This is a genomic window from Flavobacterium sp. H122, from assembly GCF_004959765.1.
Classification (GTDB): Bacteria; Bacteroidota; Bacteroidia; order Flavobacteriales; family Flavobacteriaceae; genus Flavobacterium.
Genome location: NZ_SJZD01000001.1, coordinates 617,261 through 636,074 on the forward strand (window position 1 = coordinate 617,261; position 18,814 = coordinate 636,074).

16 protein-coding genes are annotated in these 18,814 nt (G+C 34.8%); 6 read left to right on the top strand and 10 right to left on the bottom strand.

The window, feature by feature from the left end; genetic code table 11:
- The first annotated feature begins 64 nt into the window (after positions 1-64).
- On the top strand, positions 65-1,621 hold the full coding sequence (locus EZM65_RS03030; RefSeq protein ID WP_136667040.1) for a hypothetical protein: 1,557 nt from the start codon (positions 65-67) through the stop codon (positions 1,619-1,621).
- 103 nt (positions 1,622-1,724) lie between these two features.
- On the opposite strand, the gene glyA is transcribed toward EZM65_RS03030, so the two are convergent.
- A complete protein-coding gene (gene glyA, locus EZM65_RS03035; RefSeq protein WP_136667041.1) occupies positions 1,725-2,999 on the bottom strand; it encodes a serine hydroxymethyltransferase in 1,275 nt (424 codons plus the stop codon).
- A gap of 113 nt (positions 3,000-3,112) precedes the next feature.
- Between glyA and fahA the strand changes: the two genes are divergently transcribed.
- Complete coding sequence (fahA, locus tag EZM65_RS03040) at positions 3,113-4,396, top strand: fumarylacetoacetase (RefSeq protein ID WP_136667161.1); 1,284 nt, start codon at positions 3,113-3,115, stop codon at positions 4,394-4,396.
- A gap of 89 nt (positions 4,397-4,485) precedes the next feature.
- Positions 4,486-5,673 carry a hypothetical protein gene (locus EZM65_RS03045; protein WP_136667042.1) on the top strand — a complete coding sequence of 396 codons (1,188 nt, stop codon included), beginning with the start codon at positions 4,486-4,488 and terminating at the stop codon, positions 5,671-5,673.
- 45 nt (positions 5,674-5,718) lie between these two features.
- Here the strand turns inward: EZM65_RS03045 and EZM65_RS03050 are convergent, their stop codons facing one another.
- From EZM65_RS03050 to EZM65_RS03060, 3 genes are read right to left on the bottom strand one after another with little or no spacing between them, the layout of a single operon-like run.
- Positions 5,719-6,108, bottom strand: a complete 390-nt coding sequence (locus EZM65_RS03050; RefSeq protein ID WP_136667043.1) for a DUF1398 domain-containing protein — start codon at positions 6,106-6,108, stop codon at positions 5,719-5,721.
- Between the two features lie 18 nt (positions 6,109-6,126).
- Positions 6,127-6,513 carry a bacillithiol system redox-active protein YtxJ gene (ytxJ, locus tag EZM65_RS03055; RefSeq protein WP_136667044.1) on the bottom strand — a complete coding sequence of 129 codons (387 nt, stop codon included), beginning with the start codon at positions 6,511-6,513 and terminating at the stop codon, positions 6,127-6,129.
- Position 6,514: 1 nt separating this feature from the next.
- Positions 6,515-7,375 carry an archaemetzincin gene (locus tag EZM65_RS03060; protein ID WP_136667045.1) on the bottom strand — a complete coding sequence of 287 codons (861 nt, stop codon included), beginning with the start codon at positions 7,373-7,375 and terminating at the stop codon, positions 6,515-6,517.
- 159 nt (positions 7,376-7,534) lie between these two features.
- Here EZM65_RS03060 and clpB point away from each other — a divergent pair, with 159 nt between their 5' ends.
- Positions 7,535-10,132, top strand: coding sequence for an ATP-dependent chaperone ClpB (clpB, locus tag EZM65_RS03065; RefSeq protein WP_136667046.1), 2,598 nt, complete (start codon positions 7,535-7,537; stop codon positions 10,130-10,132).
- A 75-nt stretch (positions 10,133-10,207) separates the two neighbouring features.
- Here clpB and EZM65_RS03070 read toward each other — a convergent pair whose 3' ends face one another.
- Positions 10,208-10,723, bottom strand: a complete 516-nt coding sequence (locus EZM65_RS03070) for a hypothetical protein (protein WP_248574810.1) — start codon at positions 10,721-10,723, stop codon at positions 10,208-10,210.
- Between the two features lie 228 nt (positions 10,724-10,951).
- Complete coding sequence (locus EZM65_RS03075) at positions 10,952-11,233, bottom strand: hypothetical protein (protein WP_136667048.1); 282 nt, start codon at positions 11,231-11,233, stop codon at positions 10,952-10,954.
- 75 nt (positions 11,234-11,308) lie between these two features.
- Here EZM65_RS03075 and EZM65_RS03080 point away from each other — a divergent pair, with 75 nt between their 5' ends.
- Both EZM65_RS03080 and EZM65_RS03085 read left to right on the top strand, forming a co-directional pair.
- Positions 11,309-11,863, top strand: coding sequence for a GNAT family N-acetyltransferase (locus EZM65_RS03080; RefSeq protein ID WP_136667049.1), 555 nt, complete (start codon positions 11,309-11,311; stop codon positions 11,861-11,863).
- Positions 11,864-12,064: 201 nt separating this feature from the next.
- Positions 12,065-14,281: a TonB-dependent siderophore receptor gene (locus EZM65_RS03085; RefSeq protein WP_136667050.1), complete on the top strand. Its 2,217-nt coding sequence runs from the start codon at positions 12,065-12,067 to the stop codon at positions 14,279-14,281.
- A gap of 82 nt (positions 14,282-14,363) precedes the next feature.
- Here EZM65_RS03085 and abc-f read toward each other — a convergent pair whose 3' ends face one another.
- The 4 genes from abc-f to ggt form a co-directional block, all read right to left on the bottom strand.
- Positions 14,364-15,998, bottom strand: coding sequence for a ribosomal protection-like ABC-F family protein (abc-f, locus tag EZM65_RS03090; RefSeq protein ID WP_136667051.1), 1,635 nt, complete (start codon positions 15,996-15,998; stop codon positions 14,364-14,366).
- A gap of 98 nt (positions 15,999-16,096) precedes the next feature.
- Positions 16,097-16,897 carry an alpha/beta hydrolase gene (locus EZM65_RS03095; RefSeq protein ID WP_136667052.1) on the bottom strand — a complete coding sequence of 267 codons (801 nt, stop codon included), beginning with the start codon at positions 16,895-16,897 and terminating at the stop codon, positions 16,097-16,099.
- Complete coding sequence (locus EZM65_RS03100) at positions 16,897-17,109, bottom strand: putative signal transducing protein (protein ID WP_136667053.1); 213 nt, start codon at positions 17,107-17,109, stop codon at positions 16,897-16,899. The genes EZM65_RS03095 and EZM65_RS03100 overlap by 1 nt, the downstream gene beginning before the upstream one ends.
- A gap of 11 nt (positions 17,110-17,120) precedes the next feature.
- Positions 17,121-18,806, bottom strand: coding sequence for a gamma-glutamyltransferase (gene ggt / locus EZM65_RS03105; protein ID WP_136667054.1), 1,686 nt, complete (start codon positions 18,804-18,806; stop codon positions 17,121-17,123).
- Positions 18,807-18,814: the final 8 nt, after the last annotated feature.

Sequence of the window (18,814 nt, forward strand, 5' to 3'; positions counted from 1 at the left end):
ATTTAAAAGTATTTTTAACGTTATTACTTTTTGACTATTTTTATCGAAAATAATATAAATCCGAATGCGTAATTTTTTATTCATCATACTTTTAGCATTAATTTCATTAACTTCCTGCCGCAAAGATTTTGATACAGTCCCTAGCAATGGAAGATTAACTTTCTCAAAAGATACAGTATATCTTGATACCGTTTTTACCGGTGTAGCTTCAAGTACCTACACTTTAAAAGTATACAACAAAAGCAACGATGATATTACAATTCCTTCTATAGCGCTGGGCAAAGGTGCAAATTCCAAATACCGTTTAATGGTGGACGGAATGACTGGTCAGGATGATAAAGGCCAGCTATTTAACAACGTTGAATTATTAGCCAAAGACAGTTTGTATATTTTCATTGAAGAAACTGCAGCTATTACAGATGCTAATCCTACTGACTTTCTTTATACAGATAAAATTTTATTTGACACAGGGGACAATCAGCAGGATGTTGATTTAGTTACCTTAATACAGGATGCTTATTTTATTTATCCAAAACGCACTAAAAATCCTGACAATTCTTTTACTTATGAAGGTCTGCCTCTTTCAGAGACCGACCCAAAATTAACTTCATTTCCATTAGATGAAAATGATCCTGTAAACGGCAACGAATTACACTTTACCAATTCAAAGCCTTATGTGATTTATGGCTTTCCTACCGTTCCCAACAACAAAGTACTTGAAATAGATGCAGGTGCCAGAGTGCATTTTCACGATCAATCAGGCATAATAGTTGCCAATGCCGCCAGTATTCAGGTAAATGGATCAGATTCTACAACTGAAGCTCTGGAAAACGAAGTGATTTTTGAAGGAGACCGTTTAGAACCCGGTTTTGCAGAAATACCAGGGCAATGGTTTTCGATAATCCTCACTGACGGAAGCACCAATAATTATTTTAAAAACCTTACCATAAAAAACGCCACTGTCGGATTATTCATTCAGCACAATGACGGCACCACAGTTGAAATAGAAAATACACAGATTTACAACTCTTCTGTTGCCGGAATATTAGCAAGAACCGCAAAAATCAACGGAAAAAACATTGTAATCAATAAAGCAGGACAATATGCTTTGGCCTGTACATATGGCGGAAGCTACGACTTCAATCATTGTACTTTTGCTAATTACTGGTCGGGTTCCAGACAAAACCCTGCCGTTTTACTGGACAATACATTTAATGATGGACAAAATATTTTAACAGCTGATTTAGTAAAAGCAAATTTTACGAATTCAATAATCTACGGCCCTAACAGCATAGAGATTGGTTTAAAGAAAAGTGACCAGGCCCAATTTAATTTTGACATCAGTTATTCGTTAATCAAGTTTTCAGATTACAGCAATCAGTTTACCGGAACGATGTATGATTTTGTAAAGAATCCGGGTTCAAAAAATAATTTGGTTACAAATAGTCAGACCAATAATGATCCGAAATTCAAAGAGGCTTATAAAAACAACCTTAGAATTTTAAAAAATTCACCTGTCATTGGGAAAGGTAATGCAACATTTATAATTTCTCAAGATATTGATGGTATCAATCGTACAAGCCCCCCTGATTTAGGAGCCTATAAACATTTAGATGAATAACTACACTTGTATTCATAGACTAATCTCTACTGGTCAATTATAGATATAAAAAAAACCGAGAAATATAATTTCTCGGTTTTTTCATTTTTATATTTTAAAATCTCTAATAAACAAACATTGCTCTTTCACTCATCATTCCATTCACTTCATCAGCAACCTGTTCCAACACTTCTTCATTAGTGTGATTCATCAATACTCTGTCGATCAAATCAACCACAGTTTCCATATCAGCCTCAACCAAACCACGTGTAGTGATTGCTGGAGTTCCCACACGGATACCTGAAGTTACAAATGGTGATTTATCATCAAACGGCACCATGTTTTTATTTACAGTAATTTCAGCTTTTACCAATGCATTTTCAGCTTCTTTACCTGAAATATTTTTATTGCGTAAATCGATAAGCATCATATGGTTATCAGTTCCGCCCGAGATAATATTATAACCTCTTTTTACGAAAGCTTCCGCCATAGCCTGTGCATTTTTCTGCACCTGAACCGCATATCTGAAGAATTCATCAGATAAACATTCACCAAAAGCCACAGCTTTAGCAGCAATAATATGCATTAAAGGCCCTCCCTGATTTCCAGGAAACACAGACATATCCAATACGTGGGACATCATTCTGATTTCACCTTTTGGAGTAGTTAATCCCCAAGGATTTTCAAAATCTTTACCCATCATGATCATACCACCGCGGGGACCGCGTAATGTTTTATGTGTAGTTGTGGTTACAATATGACAATGAGGAATAGGGTCATTCATCAATCCTTTAGCAATTAATCCAGCAGGATGCGAAATATCAGCCATTAAAATAGCCCCAACTGAGTCAGCAATTTCTCTGAAACGTTTAAAATCCATATCACGTGAATACGCAGAAGCTCCCGCAATAATCAACTTAGGCTGCTCTTTAGTTGCAACTTCCTGGATTTTATCATAATTCAACCTTCCAGTTTCCTGATCTACACCATAAAATACAGGGTTGTATAATTTACCTGAGAAATTTACCGGTGAACCATGAGTCAAGTGACCACCGTGAGATAAATCGAAACCTAAAATTTTATCTCCTGGTTTTAAACAAGCTGCAAAAACTGCTGTATTGGCTTGTGATCCAGAATGTGGCTGTACGTTTACGTATTCAGCACCAAACAGTGCTTTTGCCCTGTCAATAGCGATTTGCTCAACAATATCCACCACTTCACATCCTCCGTAATATCTCTTACCCGGATAACCTTCTGCATATTTATTTGTTAAACATGAACCTGCAGCTTCCATCACTTGGTCGCTCACAAAATTCTCAGAAGCAATAAGTTCAATACCATGAATTTGTCTGTCTTGCTCATCAAGAATTAAATCGAAAATTTGTTCGTCGCGTTGCATTTTATATAAAGTTTGTTAAATCGTGCTCAAAAGTACAAAAAGTGTTTGGTATAATCCCAATAGAAACTATATTTGAGGTGTTAAAACAATACAATTTCACAAAATATACTATTATGCCTATAACTGCTAACAATCCTAAAATAAAATCATGGCTGGAAGTTGCTGAAAACAGTGATTTTCCTATTCAAAATATCCCTTTTGGTGTATTTTTAACTAAAGATGATGTCGTAACTGTAGGAACACGAATTGGAGATTTTGCAATTGATTTAGGCGCGTTACACCAACTTGGTTATTTTGAAGGAATCGACTTAACTGACGATGTATTCCTTCAGGACGCTTTAAATGAATTTATTTCAGCCGGAAAAAAAACATGGCGTTTGGTTCGTAACCGCATTGCAGAAATATTTGACTCTGAAAATCCAGCCTTAAGAGAAAATAAAAAACATAAAGATGTTGTTATTTTTAACATTGAAGATGTAGAAATGCAATTACCTGTATATATAGGTGATTATACCGATTTCTTTTCAAGCAGGGAACATGCAACAAATACGGGTAAAATGTTTAGAGACCCTGCCAATGCATTATTACCTAACTGGCTTCATATCCCGGTAGGTTACCATGGAAGAAGCTCTACTATTGTACCATCAGGAATTCCTGTTCACAGACCAATGGGACAAACCATGCCTGCTGACGCTACCGCACCAGTTTTTGGTCCTTCGAGATTAGTTGACTTTGAACTGGAAACTGCTTTCATTACAACTGACGCTAACATTATGGGAGAAAACATCCCGGTAAACGAAGCAGAGGAATACATTTTCGGGATGGTATTATTAAATGACTGGAGTGCACGTGATATTCAAAAATGGGAATATGTACCATTAGGACCATTTTTAGCTAAAAACTTTGCAAGTTCAATTTCTCCATGGATCGTAACCATGGATGCTTTAGAGCCATTCCGTTGTGCTTCACCTAAACAAGACCCTACCCCACTTCCATATTTACAGCAAAAAGGAGATCATGCTTTTGATGTTAATTTACAAGTTGGAATTGCACCGGAAAACGGAGAAGAAACCATTATAAGCAATACTAATCTAAAATATATGTACTGGACTATGAGTCAGCAATTGGCTCATCATACTATCAATGGCTGTAGAATAAATTCAGGTGATATGATGGGTTCAGGAACCATTTCAGGCCCAACAGAAGATTCTTTTGGATCAATGCTTGAATTGACATGGGGTGGTAAAAACCCAATAAAAATGAAAGACGGTTCCGAAAGAAAATTTATCAACGATGGCGACACTGTAATTATGCGTGGCTATTGTCAAAATAACGATATCCGTATTGGTTTTGGGGAAGTTTCAAGTAAATTACTGCCTCCTATTCCTACAAAATAAATAAAGATAAAAAACTCCGGTAAACGGAGTTTTTTTTTTTTTGGTTTAATATTTGCTCTAAACTACTATATTTGTCAAAATTTCACTTTATGAAAAAAACTACCTTTTTAACCCTACTTATCGGATTATTAATCAGTTGCAGCGGTGTAAAACAAACACAGTCAATGCTCAGCGATGGTAATTATGACGGTGCAATCAACAAAGCCGTTGAGAATTTAAAAACAAACAAAACATCTAAAGGAAAACAGGATTACATATATTTATTGGAAGAATCTTTTGCCAAAGCAAAGCAACGCGATTTAAGTTCGATTTCAATGTGGGAAAAAGAAGGAAACCCCAACAATCTTGAAAAAACCTACAATACTTATCTGCAGTTACAAAACCGTCAGCAAAAAATACAGCCATTATTACCTTTGCCGTTACTTAAAGAAGGACGCAATGCAATTTTTCCTTTCGATGATTATTCTTCTCAGATTATAGACACAAAAAATAAATTATCAGCTTACCTGTACGAAAATGCAAGAAAGCTGATGAAAAACAATGATAAAATGAGTTATCGTAAGGCTTTTGAGGATATGGAGTATTTGAATGAAATCAATCCCGGGTACAAGGACATTCAAAAACTGATGGATGAAGCTCATTTCAAAGGTACTGATTTCGTATATGTATATACAAAAAATGAAACCAATATGGTAATCCCTACACGTCTACAAAGTGATTTACTGGATTTCAGTACTTTTGGCCTTAATGACAAATGGACAGTTTATCATAATAACAAACAAAAAGAAATCAAGTATGATTTTGCTATGCTGGTTAGTTTCAGAAATATAGCTATCTCTCCGGAACAAATAAAAGAACGTGAATTTATAAAGGAAAAACAGGTAGTTGACGGAAAAAGACCGGCTTTGGATGCCAACGGTAACCAAATCAAAGACGAAAAAGGAAATGTAGTTATGACAGATAATTTCAAAACCGTTCGTGCTACAATTTATGAGTTCAAACAATTCAAATCGTGCCAGGTAACTGCTAAAGTAGATTATTTGGACAACAGAACAAATCAATTAATTGACACTTTCCCATTATCCAGCGAGTATATTTTTGAATATATATATGCTAATTATAATGGTGACAAGAGAGCTTGTGATGACAACTATTTACAATATTTTGGCCGTCGTTCAGTTGCTTTCCCAAGTAATGAGCAAATGGTTTATGATTCTGGTGAAGATTTAAAAGCAAAACTAAAAAGCATTATCACAAAGAATAAATTCAGAAGATAAAAAACAAAAATCCCGACTTATAAGTCGGGATTTTTTATTTAACTGTTATTGAGGAATACTTTCCTGAAGCAATTCATTTCCCTTTTTATCAAAGTAAGTACAAGTCAATTCTTCCATAGAAACCACCCACTTTTCAACACCTGATTTTGCACAATCATTACAGAAAGTCATATAATCCGTTTTTCCTTGTTGGTGTGCTTTCAAATCTGATTTGAATTGCTCAACATCAACTAAATCTGAAATAATCAGATTACTATATTTTGGTTCAGATGAAACTTTAAAGCCATTGCCACCTTGAAATATAGTATGCCCGTCAAAAACAAAAGTTTCATAGTCAGTCACACCTAACGCTATTAATTCTTTAATATAGTTGGGAAAGTCGGCTCCCGATTTTACTTTAGCATGCGCCTCTTTTATCTGCAACAAGGTAAACATCTTTTCAAGTATTAAATTTTAGACAAATTTACGCAGTGAATCAACTTCAATTCCATCATGCGAAGCATCATACACACAAACACCGTTTTTAATCACTAAAAGCTGCGGTGATTGATGCGTTACATTAAATACCGATGCTATTTCATTGGAAATAGGTCTGAATTCCAGTAAATCCAAAAAATAAGGTTTCACTTTTTCTTCCAAATCAAAGGTTTTTTCAAAATTTTTCAGCACTGTTCTGCTGATAATACAACGCGTACTGTGCTTGAAAATCACAATCGGATTTTCATTGGATTCAGAAATAATATCATTTAACTGCTCCATTTCATTTAATAGAGACCATTCCATTTTCGATTCTTCTTTTTGAGACTCGTTATTACCAAAAATATTTTTTAAAAAGCTCATACTATTCTTTTATTGTTTCAAATTGTTCCAAAATTATTTTCTCATCTTCTGTTAAACCATGTTTGCGATAAAAATTTAAAAGTTTTTGAAAACGGACTTTCATATCAAAACCAAAATTCAAATGCATTTTCTTCAAACAAACCGAACACAAAGTATTGGGCTTTCGATCATCTTCACTCAAACTGTTCACACCATTCATAACACATTTAGCATAAGTACAATGTTTCATTTTAAACATATGCCCTATTTCATGTGCCGAGGTTCTAATCGTTCTTCTCAGACATATTCTATAATCAGGAAGATTGGGTTCATATCTAAAAAAGGAAGTCACTCCTACTCCTTTTGAATACGTTGCCAATCCAAAAACAAAATTCCAGGATGGTTTAGGGTACAAATCCTTTGCAGACAAACCCATAGTAACTAAAGCATTTTTAGGTTTGACTTTTGGCATGATACTGTCAAGAATATAGGATGCATCCAATTGCTCCGCATTCATTTCATTCAATCTTCTTTTCTCTTCAGGTACAATTTTATCCGAAACGGGTTTCAGTTTCTCTGTCTTGACACCATAAAAAAAACTCAGATATTCGACCGTTAAATCCAATATTTTATTTTCCTTTTCATTAAAATCTCCAATGGGCTGTATATAAATGACATCAGAATTTTTAGTAACTTTAAATGGCTTTAACTTTTTATATTGTTCAAAAGTCTGGCCACTCTCTTTGTGTTCCGCTAACCATTCACCGGATTGAGGAGTACCAAGAGGAACGTCCAATGAAGCTAATTTTTCAAAATCATCTTTTGGTTTACAACCTGATACAGACAACAGTACAATTGTCAAAAAAACATAAAATTTCCTCATAATTCAACAAAAACAAGACATTTTGACTGTTTTCACCAACTAAAACACTAAAAACCAGTCATTTTGTCTTAAAAACAATAATGGAATACAAATTGTCGGTACACAAGCAAAGTTAAACAACTTGAAACGATAAACTATAAACAACAAACGTTAAAAAATATGAACTTAAACAATTTAACTATTAAATCGCAGGAAGCTTTGCAACAGGCACAGCAAATTGCACAAGGCAACGGACAGCAACAACTGGAAAACGAACACATTTTTAAAGGGATTCTGGAAGTTGATGAAAACGTAGCTCCTTTTATCCTGAAAAAACTCAACGTAAATGTGGAGCTTTTCAAAAAAGTACTCGACAGTACCATTCAAAGTTTTCCAAAAGTATCCGGAGGGGATTTAATGTTGTCCCGTGATGCAAACACTACATTGATTGAAGCCAATAACATCGCCAAAAAAATGAACGATGAATACGTTTCTATCGAACATTTGATTCTGGCAATTTTCAAATCAAAAAGTAAAGTTGCCCAAATTTTAAAAGATCAAGGAGTTACCGAAAAAGGTTTGGAAGCCGCTATTGCCGAAATTAGAAAAGGAGAAAGAGTAACTTCGGCTTCTGCAGAAGAAACTTATAATTCATTAAACAAATATGCCAAAAACCTTAATGAGTTAGCACGAACTGGAAAACTGGATCCTGTAATAGGCCGTGATGAGGAAATCCGCCGGGTATTGCAGATTCTGACCAGAAGAACTAAAAACAATCCAATGCTTATTGGTGAACCTGGTGTAGGTAAAACCGCCATTGCAGAAGGATTAGCACACCGTATTGTGGATGGTGATGTTCCGGAAAACCTGAAAAACAAAATCGTGTACTCGCTTGACATGGGTGCTTTGATTGCCGGAGCGAAATACAAAGGTGAATTTGAGGAACGATTGAAATCGGTGGTGAAAGAAGTAACTTCAGCTGAAGGTGATATTGTACTTTTCATTGATGAAATTCACACACTGGTAGGTGCTGGTGGCGGTGAAGGAGCCATGGATGCGGCTAATATCTTAAAACCAGCTTTAGCCCGTGGGGAACTGAGAGCTATTGGCGCAACAACACTGGATGAATATCAAAAGTATTTTGAAAAAGACAAAGCACTGGAACGCCGTTTCCAAAAAGTGATGGTAGACGAACCTGATACCGAAAGTGCGATTTCAATCCTTCGTGGGATTAAAGAAAAATATGAAACACACCATAAAGTCAGAATCAAAGACGATGCGATTATCGCTGCCGTGGAATTATCACAGCGTTACATCACGAACCGTTTCCTACCGGATAAAGCTATCGATTTGATGGACGAAGCGGCTTCCAAATTACGCATGGAAATCAATTCGAAACCGGAAGAACTGGATGTTTTGGACAGAAAAATAATGCAGTTGGAAATTGAGATCGAAGCCATTAAACGTGAAAACGATGAAAACAAACTGAAAATTCTTGGATTAGATTTAGCCAATTTAAAAGAAGAACGCAATGTAATTTTCACACGCTGGAAATCAGAAAAAGATCTGGTTGACAATATTCAAGCTATAAAACAAGAGATTGAAGATTTCAAAGGCGAAGCCGAACGTGCGGAACGTGATGGTGATTACGGAAAGGTAGCGGAAATCCGTTATGGAAAAATAAAAGAAGCTCAGGAAAAATTAGATGGTTTACAAACACAACTGGCAGAAAACCAAACGGGGCAATCTTTAATAAAAGAAGAAGTTACTCACGACGACATCGCCGAAGTTGTAGCAAAATGGACTGGAATTCCTGTCACTAAAATGCTGCAAAGCGAACGTGAAAAACTTTTAAAATTAGAAGACGAATTACACAAACGCGTTGTAGGTCAGGAAGAAGCTATTCAAGCTATCAGTGATGCTGTGCGCCGCAGCCGTGCCGGATTACAGGATGTCAAAAAGCCAATTGGTTCCTTCCTATTCTTAGGAACTACCGGTGTGGGTAAAACCGAATTGGCAAAAGCCTTGGCCGAATATCTTTTTGATGATGAAAATGCCATGACCCGTATTGATATGAGTGAATATCAGGAACGTCACAGCGTAAGCCGTTTAGTTGGTGCGCCTCCGGGATATGTAGGTTATGATGAAGGAGGCCAATTAACCGAAGCAGTAAGAAGAAAACCATATTCGGTGGTATTATTAGATGAAATTGAAAAAGCACATCCGGACACTTTCAATATTTTATTACAAGTTTTGGATGAAGGACGATTAACAGACAACAAAGGTCGTTTAGCCGATTTTAAAAACACGATTATCATCATGACATCCAATATGGGAAGCCATATTATTCAGGAGAAATTCGAGAATTTAAAAGGAGGTGTTGAAGCTGCGGCTGAAGCCGCTAAAGTGGAAGTATTAGGCTTATTAAAACAAACTGTCCGCCCTGAATTTATAAACCGTATTGATGAAATTGTGATGTTCACGCCGTTAAGCAATGCAAACATCAGAGAAATTGTGGGATTACAATTGAAAAGCGTAATCAAAATGCTGGCTCACCAGCATATTACCATGGATGCCACTCCCGATGCAATTGACTATCTGGCTCAAAAAGGATTTGATCCTGAATTTGGTGCACGGCCAGTAAAAAGAGTAATACAACGTGAAGTATTAAATCAATTGTCGAAAGAAATACTTTCAGGGGATGTAAAAACTGACAGCATTATATTATTGGACAGCTTTGACGGAAAGTTGGTTTTTAGAAATCAAAGCAGTGAATAATCCTCAGGAGCAATTATATTAAATGAAAAAACGCCAAAATAAATTGGCGTTTTTTTTATTTTTCTCCAGTATTTGTTACAACTTAGCCATTATTTCTCCATTTGGTTTTATGACTACATTTTTAGTTTGATCTCCTTTTTTTAATTTCACATTATATTGTTTTTTTAATACATCACCATCTGCCTGAGTATATAAAAATTTATCCTGTACTATTGTCCAGTCAGGAAATGATTTATAAACTGAAAAAATTACTGATCTTGGCAATTTAACATTCTCGTATTTTTCAACAACTTTGATTAATTTGCCGTTTTCATTATAAGTAGCTACTAAACGGGCATCTTTTGCTTCAAACATAACAAGATATTCATGTTCTCCGTCTACAATTCCTAAATCATACCCTATAAATTTATCCTGCATAGCTCTGACTTTAGCGTCAGGATTTCTATCAGGGAGATAAACAGAAAAATCAGAACCCGCATTTTTTATAACTACCGCCGGTAATTCTTCCGCTTTCAACTCTTCGTCCAGTCTGTTCTGGGCTGTGATGACAAGTGATGCACAAATCATCAATACACTTAAAATCTTTCTCATAATCCTAAAATTTAATTAAACAAATAGTCTCTCAAAATTTTGATAATCTAATTGAGTAAATAAGTTTCTGGATTGATGATGATTAACCAAAATTAGTCATTAAAGCCTGTAAGCACCGTTAAATAAAACCTTATCAAAAGTTAAAAAAAATCAAGGAAATTAATAGGAAAAAGAAAATCGGATGCCTCACTAATTTATTTATAAAGAAGTACTATTTTCCTAGGAAAATTATATGCACTTATAAATTCTGTGGATTGGTATAACCACCCCCTGCTTAAGAATAACTCCATTATCTGTTAACCCCCAGACAGTAGTATCAACCAATTTCCTGCCGGTATTATCCTCAAAATAAATTTTAATCTTGGTATGTTCTAAATTGCCTAGTGTCAAAGAGCGCTCTAAATCGACTTTTCTTTTTATTCTTTCTTCCAATTCATCCAGAACATCCTGTCCGGGAAAAAGCAAAGAAGCTATCTGCTCTTTTTCTATTAATTCAAAAATTTCCTTCATAATCTTTTGATTTTTGTAGATTTGCTTATATATAAAGTTACTAAAAAAGTTTCTATTTTGAAATTCTGCTCAACCATGAATACATTTTCTTTTCTTCCCTTTAAAAATTTAGAATCTGAAAGACTGTTACTAAGACAAATGACATCGGAAGATGTTAATGAAGTTTTTGAAATCAGAAGCAATCCTGAATTGATGAAATATATCCCAAGACCGATTCTTGAAAATAAAGAAGAGGCTTTAGAACTCATAAATACAATAAACAACAGGATTAACAGCAATGAAGGGATTAACTGGGCTATAACTTTAAAACCCGACAATAAACTGCTTGGTTATATAGGGCATTACAGAATCAAATGGGAAGATTTCAGATCGGAAATCGGGTATATGCTCTTACCGGAAGCACAGGGAAAAGGTATCGTAAGTGAAGCTGTTAATCTGATTATAAAATACGGCTTTGAGGATATGAAGATGCATTCACTTGAAGCTGTAATTGATCCTGAAAACAATGCTTCTGCAAGAGTACTGGAAAAAAATGGTTTTGTAAAAGAGGGTCATTTTAGAGAAAATGAATTTTTTAACGGAAAATTTTATGACTCAGTGATTTATTCTTTATTAAAAAGTGATTTATAATTAAAATTCTGAGCAATAAAGTATATTTGTCTTCCAAATATTCAAAAACAAATTAAAAACATTAATAATTTCAATAATCGGAATAGTTTTATTTCAGATTTTAATATGCAGAATTATTAAAATTGATAACAAGAAATTCAAGCCGCTTTTCTGTATCGCTTATTTCTCAATTATTTCCGCATATTTAAACTACTTTAATCAATGAAAAAAATAGTTACACTTATTACTGTGTCAGTATCTTCTTTGGCATTTTCACAGGAAAAAGACACCGTATCAAACAAATTAAACGAGGTAAAAATTGAATCCCAGCGTTATACTAAATCTACCCGCGTTGCCTCACAGCATATAGAATCAATCAATCAAAAGGAAATTGAATTTGGCAGTTTTCAAACCACAACAGAAATGCTGTCCAATTCCGGAAAACTATTTGTACAAAAATCGCAGCAAGGCGGAGGCAGCCCTGTAATCAGAGGGCTTGAATCAAGCAGAATTCTGCTTCTTATAGATGGCGTGCGCATGAACAATTTAATTTATCGCGGCGGACACTTGCAAAATGTCATTACGGTGGATGAAAACATGCTGGAATCTACTGATATTCTTTTTGGTGCATCATCTACAGCATACGGCAGCGATGCCATGGGTGGCGCAATTAACCTTATAACTAAAAGAGCACTTACCTTAGAAGAAAACAAAAACAAATTCTTCAGCGGAAATTTCAATACCCGTTACGGAACAGTTAACAAAGAGAAATCCGGCTATCTGGATTTTAGATTTTCCGGTGAAAAATGGGGTACATTCACGGCATTTTCATATAATGACTTTGGCGATTTGAAAATGGGTAAAAACCGATTGAACAACACCGATTTTTTTGGTTTACGTCCTTACTATGTTGCCACTAATAATGGAGTTGATGAAATCAAGGAAAACCCTGATCCTTACGTTCAAAAGTATTCAGGTTACACACAATACAATGCTGTTCAAAAGTTTGTATTTAAACCTGATTCTAATACTTCACATGATGTGAATCTGCAATTTTCCACTACTAATGACATTCCAAGATACGACAGACTTACTGATTTGAGAAACGGAAATCTTAGATATGCAACATGGAATTACGGCCCTCAGAAAAGAATCCTTACAGGATATAAATTCAGTAAATCGAAAGCCATCCTAAACAGTGATTTAACTATTGGTGCAAACTATCAAAATATTGAAGAAAGCAGAATTCAACGAAACAGAAATAATCCTTCCGAGCAAAATAGAATAGAAAAAGTAAACATTTATTCTGTAAACCTGGATTTAAAAGCTAAATTAGGAAGCGGAGAGCTTTTATATGGTGTTGAAAGTTTTTACGATGATTTGAATTCGACAGCATTTGTCAGAAATATAACTACCGGAGAAAAATCTGATTTAGATACAAGATATCCCGATGGAAAAAATTACAATTTAAAAGCCGATGCTTTTGTGACTTACTTTGCAAAAATTAACGAATCCACTACTTATAATTTAGGAGCAAGAGGAGGATACAATAAATTATACAGTGAATTCAAAGACAAAAGCTTTTTTCCATTCCCTTATTCAACTATCGAGCAAAAAAACATCACTTATAGTTTTGCTGCCGGACTGACAAAACAATCAACCGATAACATAAAGATTGCTTTTAATATAGCATCTGGATTTAGAACACCTAATGTAGATGATCTGGCAAAAGTATTTGAATCTACATCAGGAAATTCTTCCTCTGCTGGAATCGTAATAGTTCCTAATCCAAATATAAAACCTGAAAAAAATGTCACAGGTGATTTCAACTTCAATTTAAACGACAGAAAATATATAGATTTCGACAATACGGTTTATTACACCCGTTTATTTGATGTGATTGCACTTGATGATTTTACTTTTAACGGACAATCAACTATAGACTATGATGGGTATCCAGCTACTGTAAAAGCAAATCAAAATCTGAACAGAGGTTATATATTTGGTTATTCAACTTCATTAAAAGTAACTATTTTAAGTGATCTGAAATTCTACGGAAGCTATAATTTTACTTATGGAAGAGCTCAGGCAAAAAATTCAACAGCCCAACGCCCGTTAGACCACATCCCTCCTCATTATGGAAAAGTAGGTTTCATTTATGAAAACAAATGGATGAATCTTGATTTCAACATGTTATACAACGGAAAGAAACATCTTGAAGATTATTCTTCAAGCGGAGAAGATAACTTACAATATGCTCCGGCAACCGGAATGCCGGCATGGCAGACGTTAAATTTCAAATCGGCTTTCAAACCAATTAAAGAGCTTACATTCTTTGCCGGTGTTGAAAACATTCTGGATGTACAATACAGAGTTTTTGCTTCGGGTATTAACGCTCCGGGAAGAAATATATATGGAGGATTAAAATATACTTTTTAATCTTTTATAATGCTCATAACAAAAAGCTCGGGTAAATCCCGAGCTTTTTTTATATCCAAAATTCTTTTATAGTAATAAGAATCTATTTTTCAATTTCTTTTAACGATTCCATTTTCTTATGAGCAAGGAATCCTTTAATATCTTCAAAGTGTTCTTTCACACGTTTATGTCCAAATTCGAATACTTTTTCAGCCAAACCATCCAGAAAATCACGGTCGTGAGACACTAAGATTAAAGTTCCGTCAAAATCTTTCAAAGCATCCTTGATAATGTCTTTGGTTTTCATATCCAAATGATTCGTAGGCTCATCCAGAATAAGCACATTTACCGGCTCCAACAATAATTTGATCATTGCCAGACGTGTTTTCTCTCCACCCGAAAGTACTTTTACTTTCTTTTGAATATCATCACCTTTGAACATGAAGGCTCCTAGCAAATCTTTTATTTTCGTACGTACATCTCCAACAGCAATTTGATCTATAGTATCAAAAATAGACAATTCTCCATCTAATAATGCCGCTTGATTTTGAGCAAAGTAACCAATTTGTGAATTGTGACCAATTTCTAATCTACCACCATCTATATCTATTTCTTTCATAATGGCTTTAATCATGGTTGATTTACCTTCACCATTTTTACCAACAAAAGCAACTTTCTGACCTCTTTCAATAACTAAGTTGGCATCTTTAAAAACCACATGATCTCCGTATGATTTCGATAAATCTTCTGCAACCACAGGATATTGACCTGAACGAGGTGATGGCGGAAACTTCAATTTAAGCGCAGAAGTATCTAATTCATCTACCTCAACAAGCACCAATTTTTCCAACATTTTTACGCGGGACTGCACTGCGTCAGTTTTTGAAAAAGTTCCGCGGAAACGCTCAATGAAAGCCTGATTTTCAGCTATAAATTTCTGCTGTTCATCATACGCTTTTTGTTGATGAATCCTTCTATCTTTACGTAATTCCAAATAATGCGAATACACCGCTTTATAATCGTAAATACGTCCCATTGTCACCTCTATAGTACGATTGGTGATATTGTCTACAAAAGCTCTATCGTGCGAAATTACCATTACAGCTTTAGCCTGATTGATCAAGAACTCTTCCAGCCATTGAATACTTTCCATATCCAAGTGATTTGTAGGCTCATCCAGCAAAATTAAGTCAGGTTTCTTTAAAAGTATTTTTGCCAACTCAATACGCATTCTCCATCCTCCTGAAAATTCCGACGTTTTACGTGTGAAATCTTCTCTTTCAAAACCCAGTCCCTTTAAGACTTTTTCAACTTCAGCTTCGTAATTAACCTCTTCAATAGAGTAGTATTTTTCAGAAAGTTCCGAAACACGTTCAATCAATTTCATGTACGCATCACTTTCATAATCGGTACGGATTGTTAATTGCTCGTTGATTTCATCAATTTCTTTTTTCATATTCAAAACATCAGCAAAAGCTTTTGATGTTTCTTCCATTACAGTACAGTCGTCTTTTGTTAATAAATGCTGTGGCAAATAAGCAATCACCGCATCACTTGGCGCAGAAATTCCTCCACGGGTAGGTTTGTTTTCCCCTGCAACAATTTTTAAAAGTGTTGATTTTCCTGCCCCGTTTTTACCCATAAGGGCAATTTTATCGTTTTCATTAATGGCAAAAGTCACATCGCTAAAAAGTGTTGTTCCGCCAAACTCAACGGCAATATCATTTACTGTAATCATTTTTTGATTGTTAGATTAATAGATTGTCAGATTGTTAGACATTCTAAATTTTGAAGGTGCAAAGATAGTATTAATGTGATAACTAGGAAATATGAAAATTACTTAAGCAGATTTTTCAATTTTACTCTAAATTCATAATTCTCATTAATTCCAATGTGGTCTTGATTATTCAAAACATATAAAGTGTCTGAAACTTTCAAAAATTTTTCCAATCGATAAGAATTATCAATTGAAATTAACTTATCGTCTTTACCGTGAAATAAATAAATCAGACACTTTATATGTTTTATTTTTTTATCTGTTTCAAATTTAAACTTCTTAAACATATCGGGAAAAAACGGTACTCTGGTGCCTGAAAACTTTAAAAAGTTATCATAAGGTGCCTGTAATATTAACATTTTTGCATTTCTTTCTACAGCAAGTTGTGAGGCTATTCCAGTTCCTATTGAATAACCAATTATTATCTTATTTGAATAATTTTGGGTTATTTTATCAAAAACTATTTGAACATCTTTTGAAATTTGCTTTTCATCATCGATTTGTCCTTCACTTTTACCAAAACTTCTGTAATCCAAAATAAAAATATCATAGTCCAATGAATTGTAAAATGCCGAAATATTTCCCCAATTGGATACATTTCCTGCATTTCCGTGCAAATAAAAAATTATTCCCTTAGGTTCTTTAGCAGAAAATAATAATCCATGCTGTTTTTTGCCATCAAAAGATTTAATAGTTTTTTCCTGAAAAGGTGTTTGAAATTCAAACTTATAATCCTTATCTAAACTTGAATGAATAAAAACCATATCTGCCTGATTGAAATAGATGAAGGCGAAATAAAGGGTATACAAACTTGCCAGTAAACCAATCGAAGAAATTAAAATGAACTTTAATTTATCCATTAAGAGACTATTTTATCTATAATCAACTTCGCCTGCATTACATCTTTTTTATCTACAAATATATCCACTGCCTGACCAGCTGTTCCAAAACCAGCCATAACGGCCGACTGTATATTGTTTTTTACTACCGAAGAAATTTCCTCGACTTTCAATGCTTCCTGAATGGCTTGCACCATAATCTCACTGCCTGAAAATATTTTTATAAAATTCATAAGAAATAAAATTAATAACCCACAGCTTTATTGTCACCTCTGCTGTCAGCTCCACCTTCCAGTCTGCCGTTTGGCTGAACCAAAATTGCGCTTACTTTACCTATAATCCTGTTTTGTTTTTCATTGATTAGATAGCCTTTGCTTTTTAAATTGGAAATCAGTTCGGATGAAAATTTTTCAGGCTCAAAAACCACTTCATCCGGCAGCCATTGATGATGGAATCTTGGGGCATCCACAGCTTCCTGCATAGTCATTCCAAATACCGCTACATTTAAAAAAGTCTGCAAGACTGTTGTAATTATCGTTGATCCTCCGGGCGTGCCTAATACCATAAATAATTTTCCGTTTTTTTCAACTATGGTTGGCGTCATAGAACTCAGCATTCTTTTTTTAGGTTGAATTTCATTTGCCTTACCTCCTACCAAACCATAAATATTAGGTGTTCCGGGCTTGGAGCTGAAATCATCCATTTGATTATTAAAAAAGAAGCCCAATTCATCTGAATATTGCTTGCTTCCAAAATTATCATTCAAGGTTGTCGTTACCGAAACCGCATTGCCATAAGCGTCCACAATAGAATAATGGGTCGTATTGTCACTTTCTTTGAAAACGATATCTCCCTGTTTTACATCTGAAGATTTTGTTGCTTTATCAAATGAAAAACTGCTCATCCTGTCTTTCAAATAATTTTCATCCAATAGTTTTGATTCCGGTATGGACACAAAATCAGGGTCTCCTAAGAAATAGTTCCGGTCGGCATACGCTCTTCTTTCCGCTTCAACAATTACCTGAACCGTCTTTTCAGCATTATGTCCGAAAGTATTTATTGGAAAAGGTTCAATCATTTTAAGTATTTGAGCCAAAGTAATTCCGCCGCTGCTTGGCGGTGCCATACTAATAATGGAATAATCCTGAAACTTAGTTTGTACAGGTTTTCTCCATACTGCTTTGTACTGCTGTAAATCTTTTAAATCAACAATACCTCCTCTGCTTTTTACAAATTCAACTATTTTTTGGGCAGTAGCACCTTTATAGAATTCGTCTTTTCCGTTTTTAAGAATTCTTCTTAATGTTTCTGCAAGCTGAGGCTGTTTAAGTGTATCATTTATCTTTCTTGATATTGAATACAGACTGTTTTCTCCATTATACTTTACAAAATCCTCCTGATATTCTTTTAAAATCAATTCATCCTTCCTTGTCAGCACAAATCCTTTTTCAGCTAATTCAATAACCGGCGCAAAAATTTCTTTTATGGGCAAGGAACCAAATTTTTTATGAGCTTCAAAAATGCCTGCAATGGTTCCCGGTACTCCAACAGCCAGACCGTTATCTGTACTTAACCCTGAAATAACATTTTTGTCTTTATCCAAATACATATCTCGGTATGCCTTGTGAGGTGCTTTTTCCCTATAATCAAGACTCCCAACTGTACCGTCTGCTTTTCTGTACACCATAAAGCCGCCACCGCCAATATTGCCCGCCTGAGGATAACATACTGCAAGAGCCAGTTCAGTTGCCATCATGGCATCAAAAGCGTTGCCTCCTTTTTTCAATATCAGTGTTCCTATTTTTGAAGCTTCTTCCCTTGCAGAAACAACCATAGCTTTTTCAGTAAGAACTCCGGTTTTTTGCTGCGCGTAAAAAAATTCGGGAGCAATCAGAAGAATTAATAATAATGCAAGACTTCTATTTTTCATTTTAAACA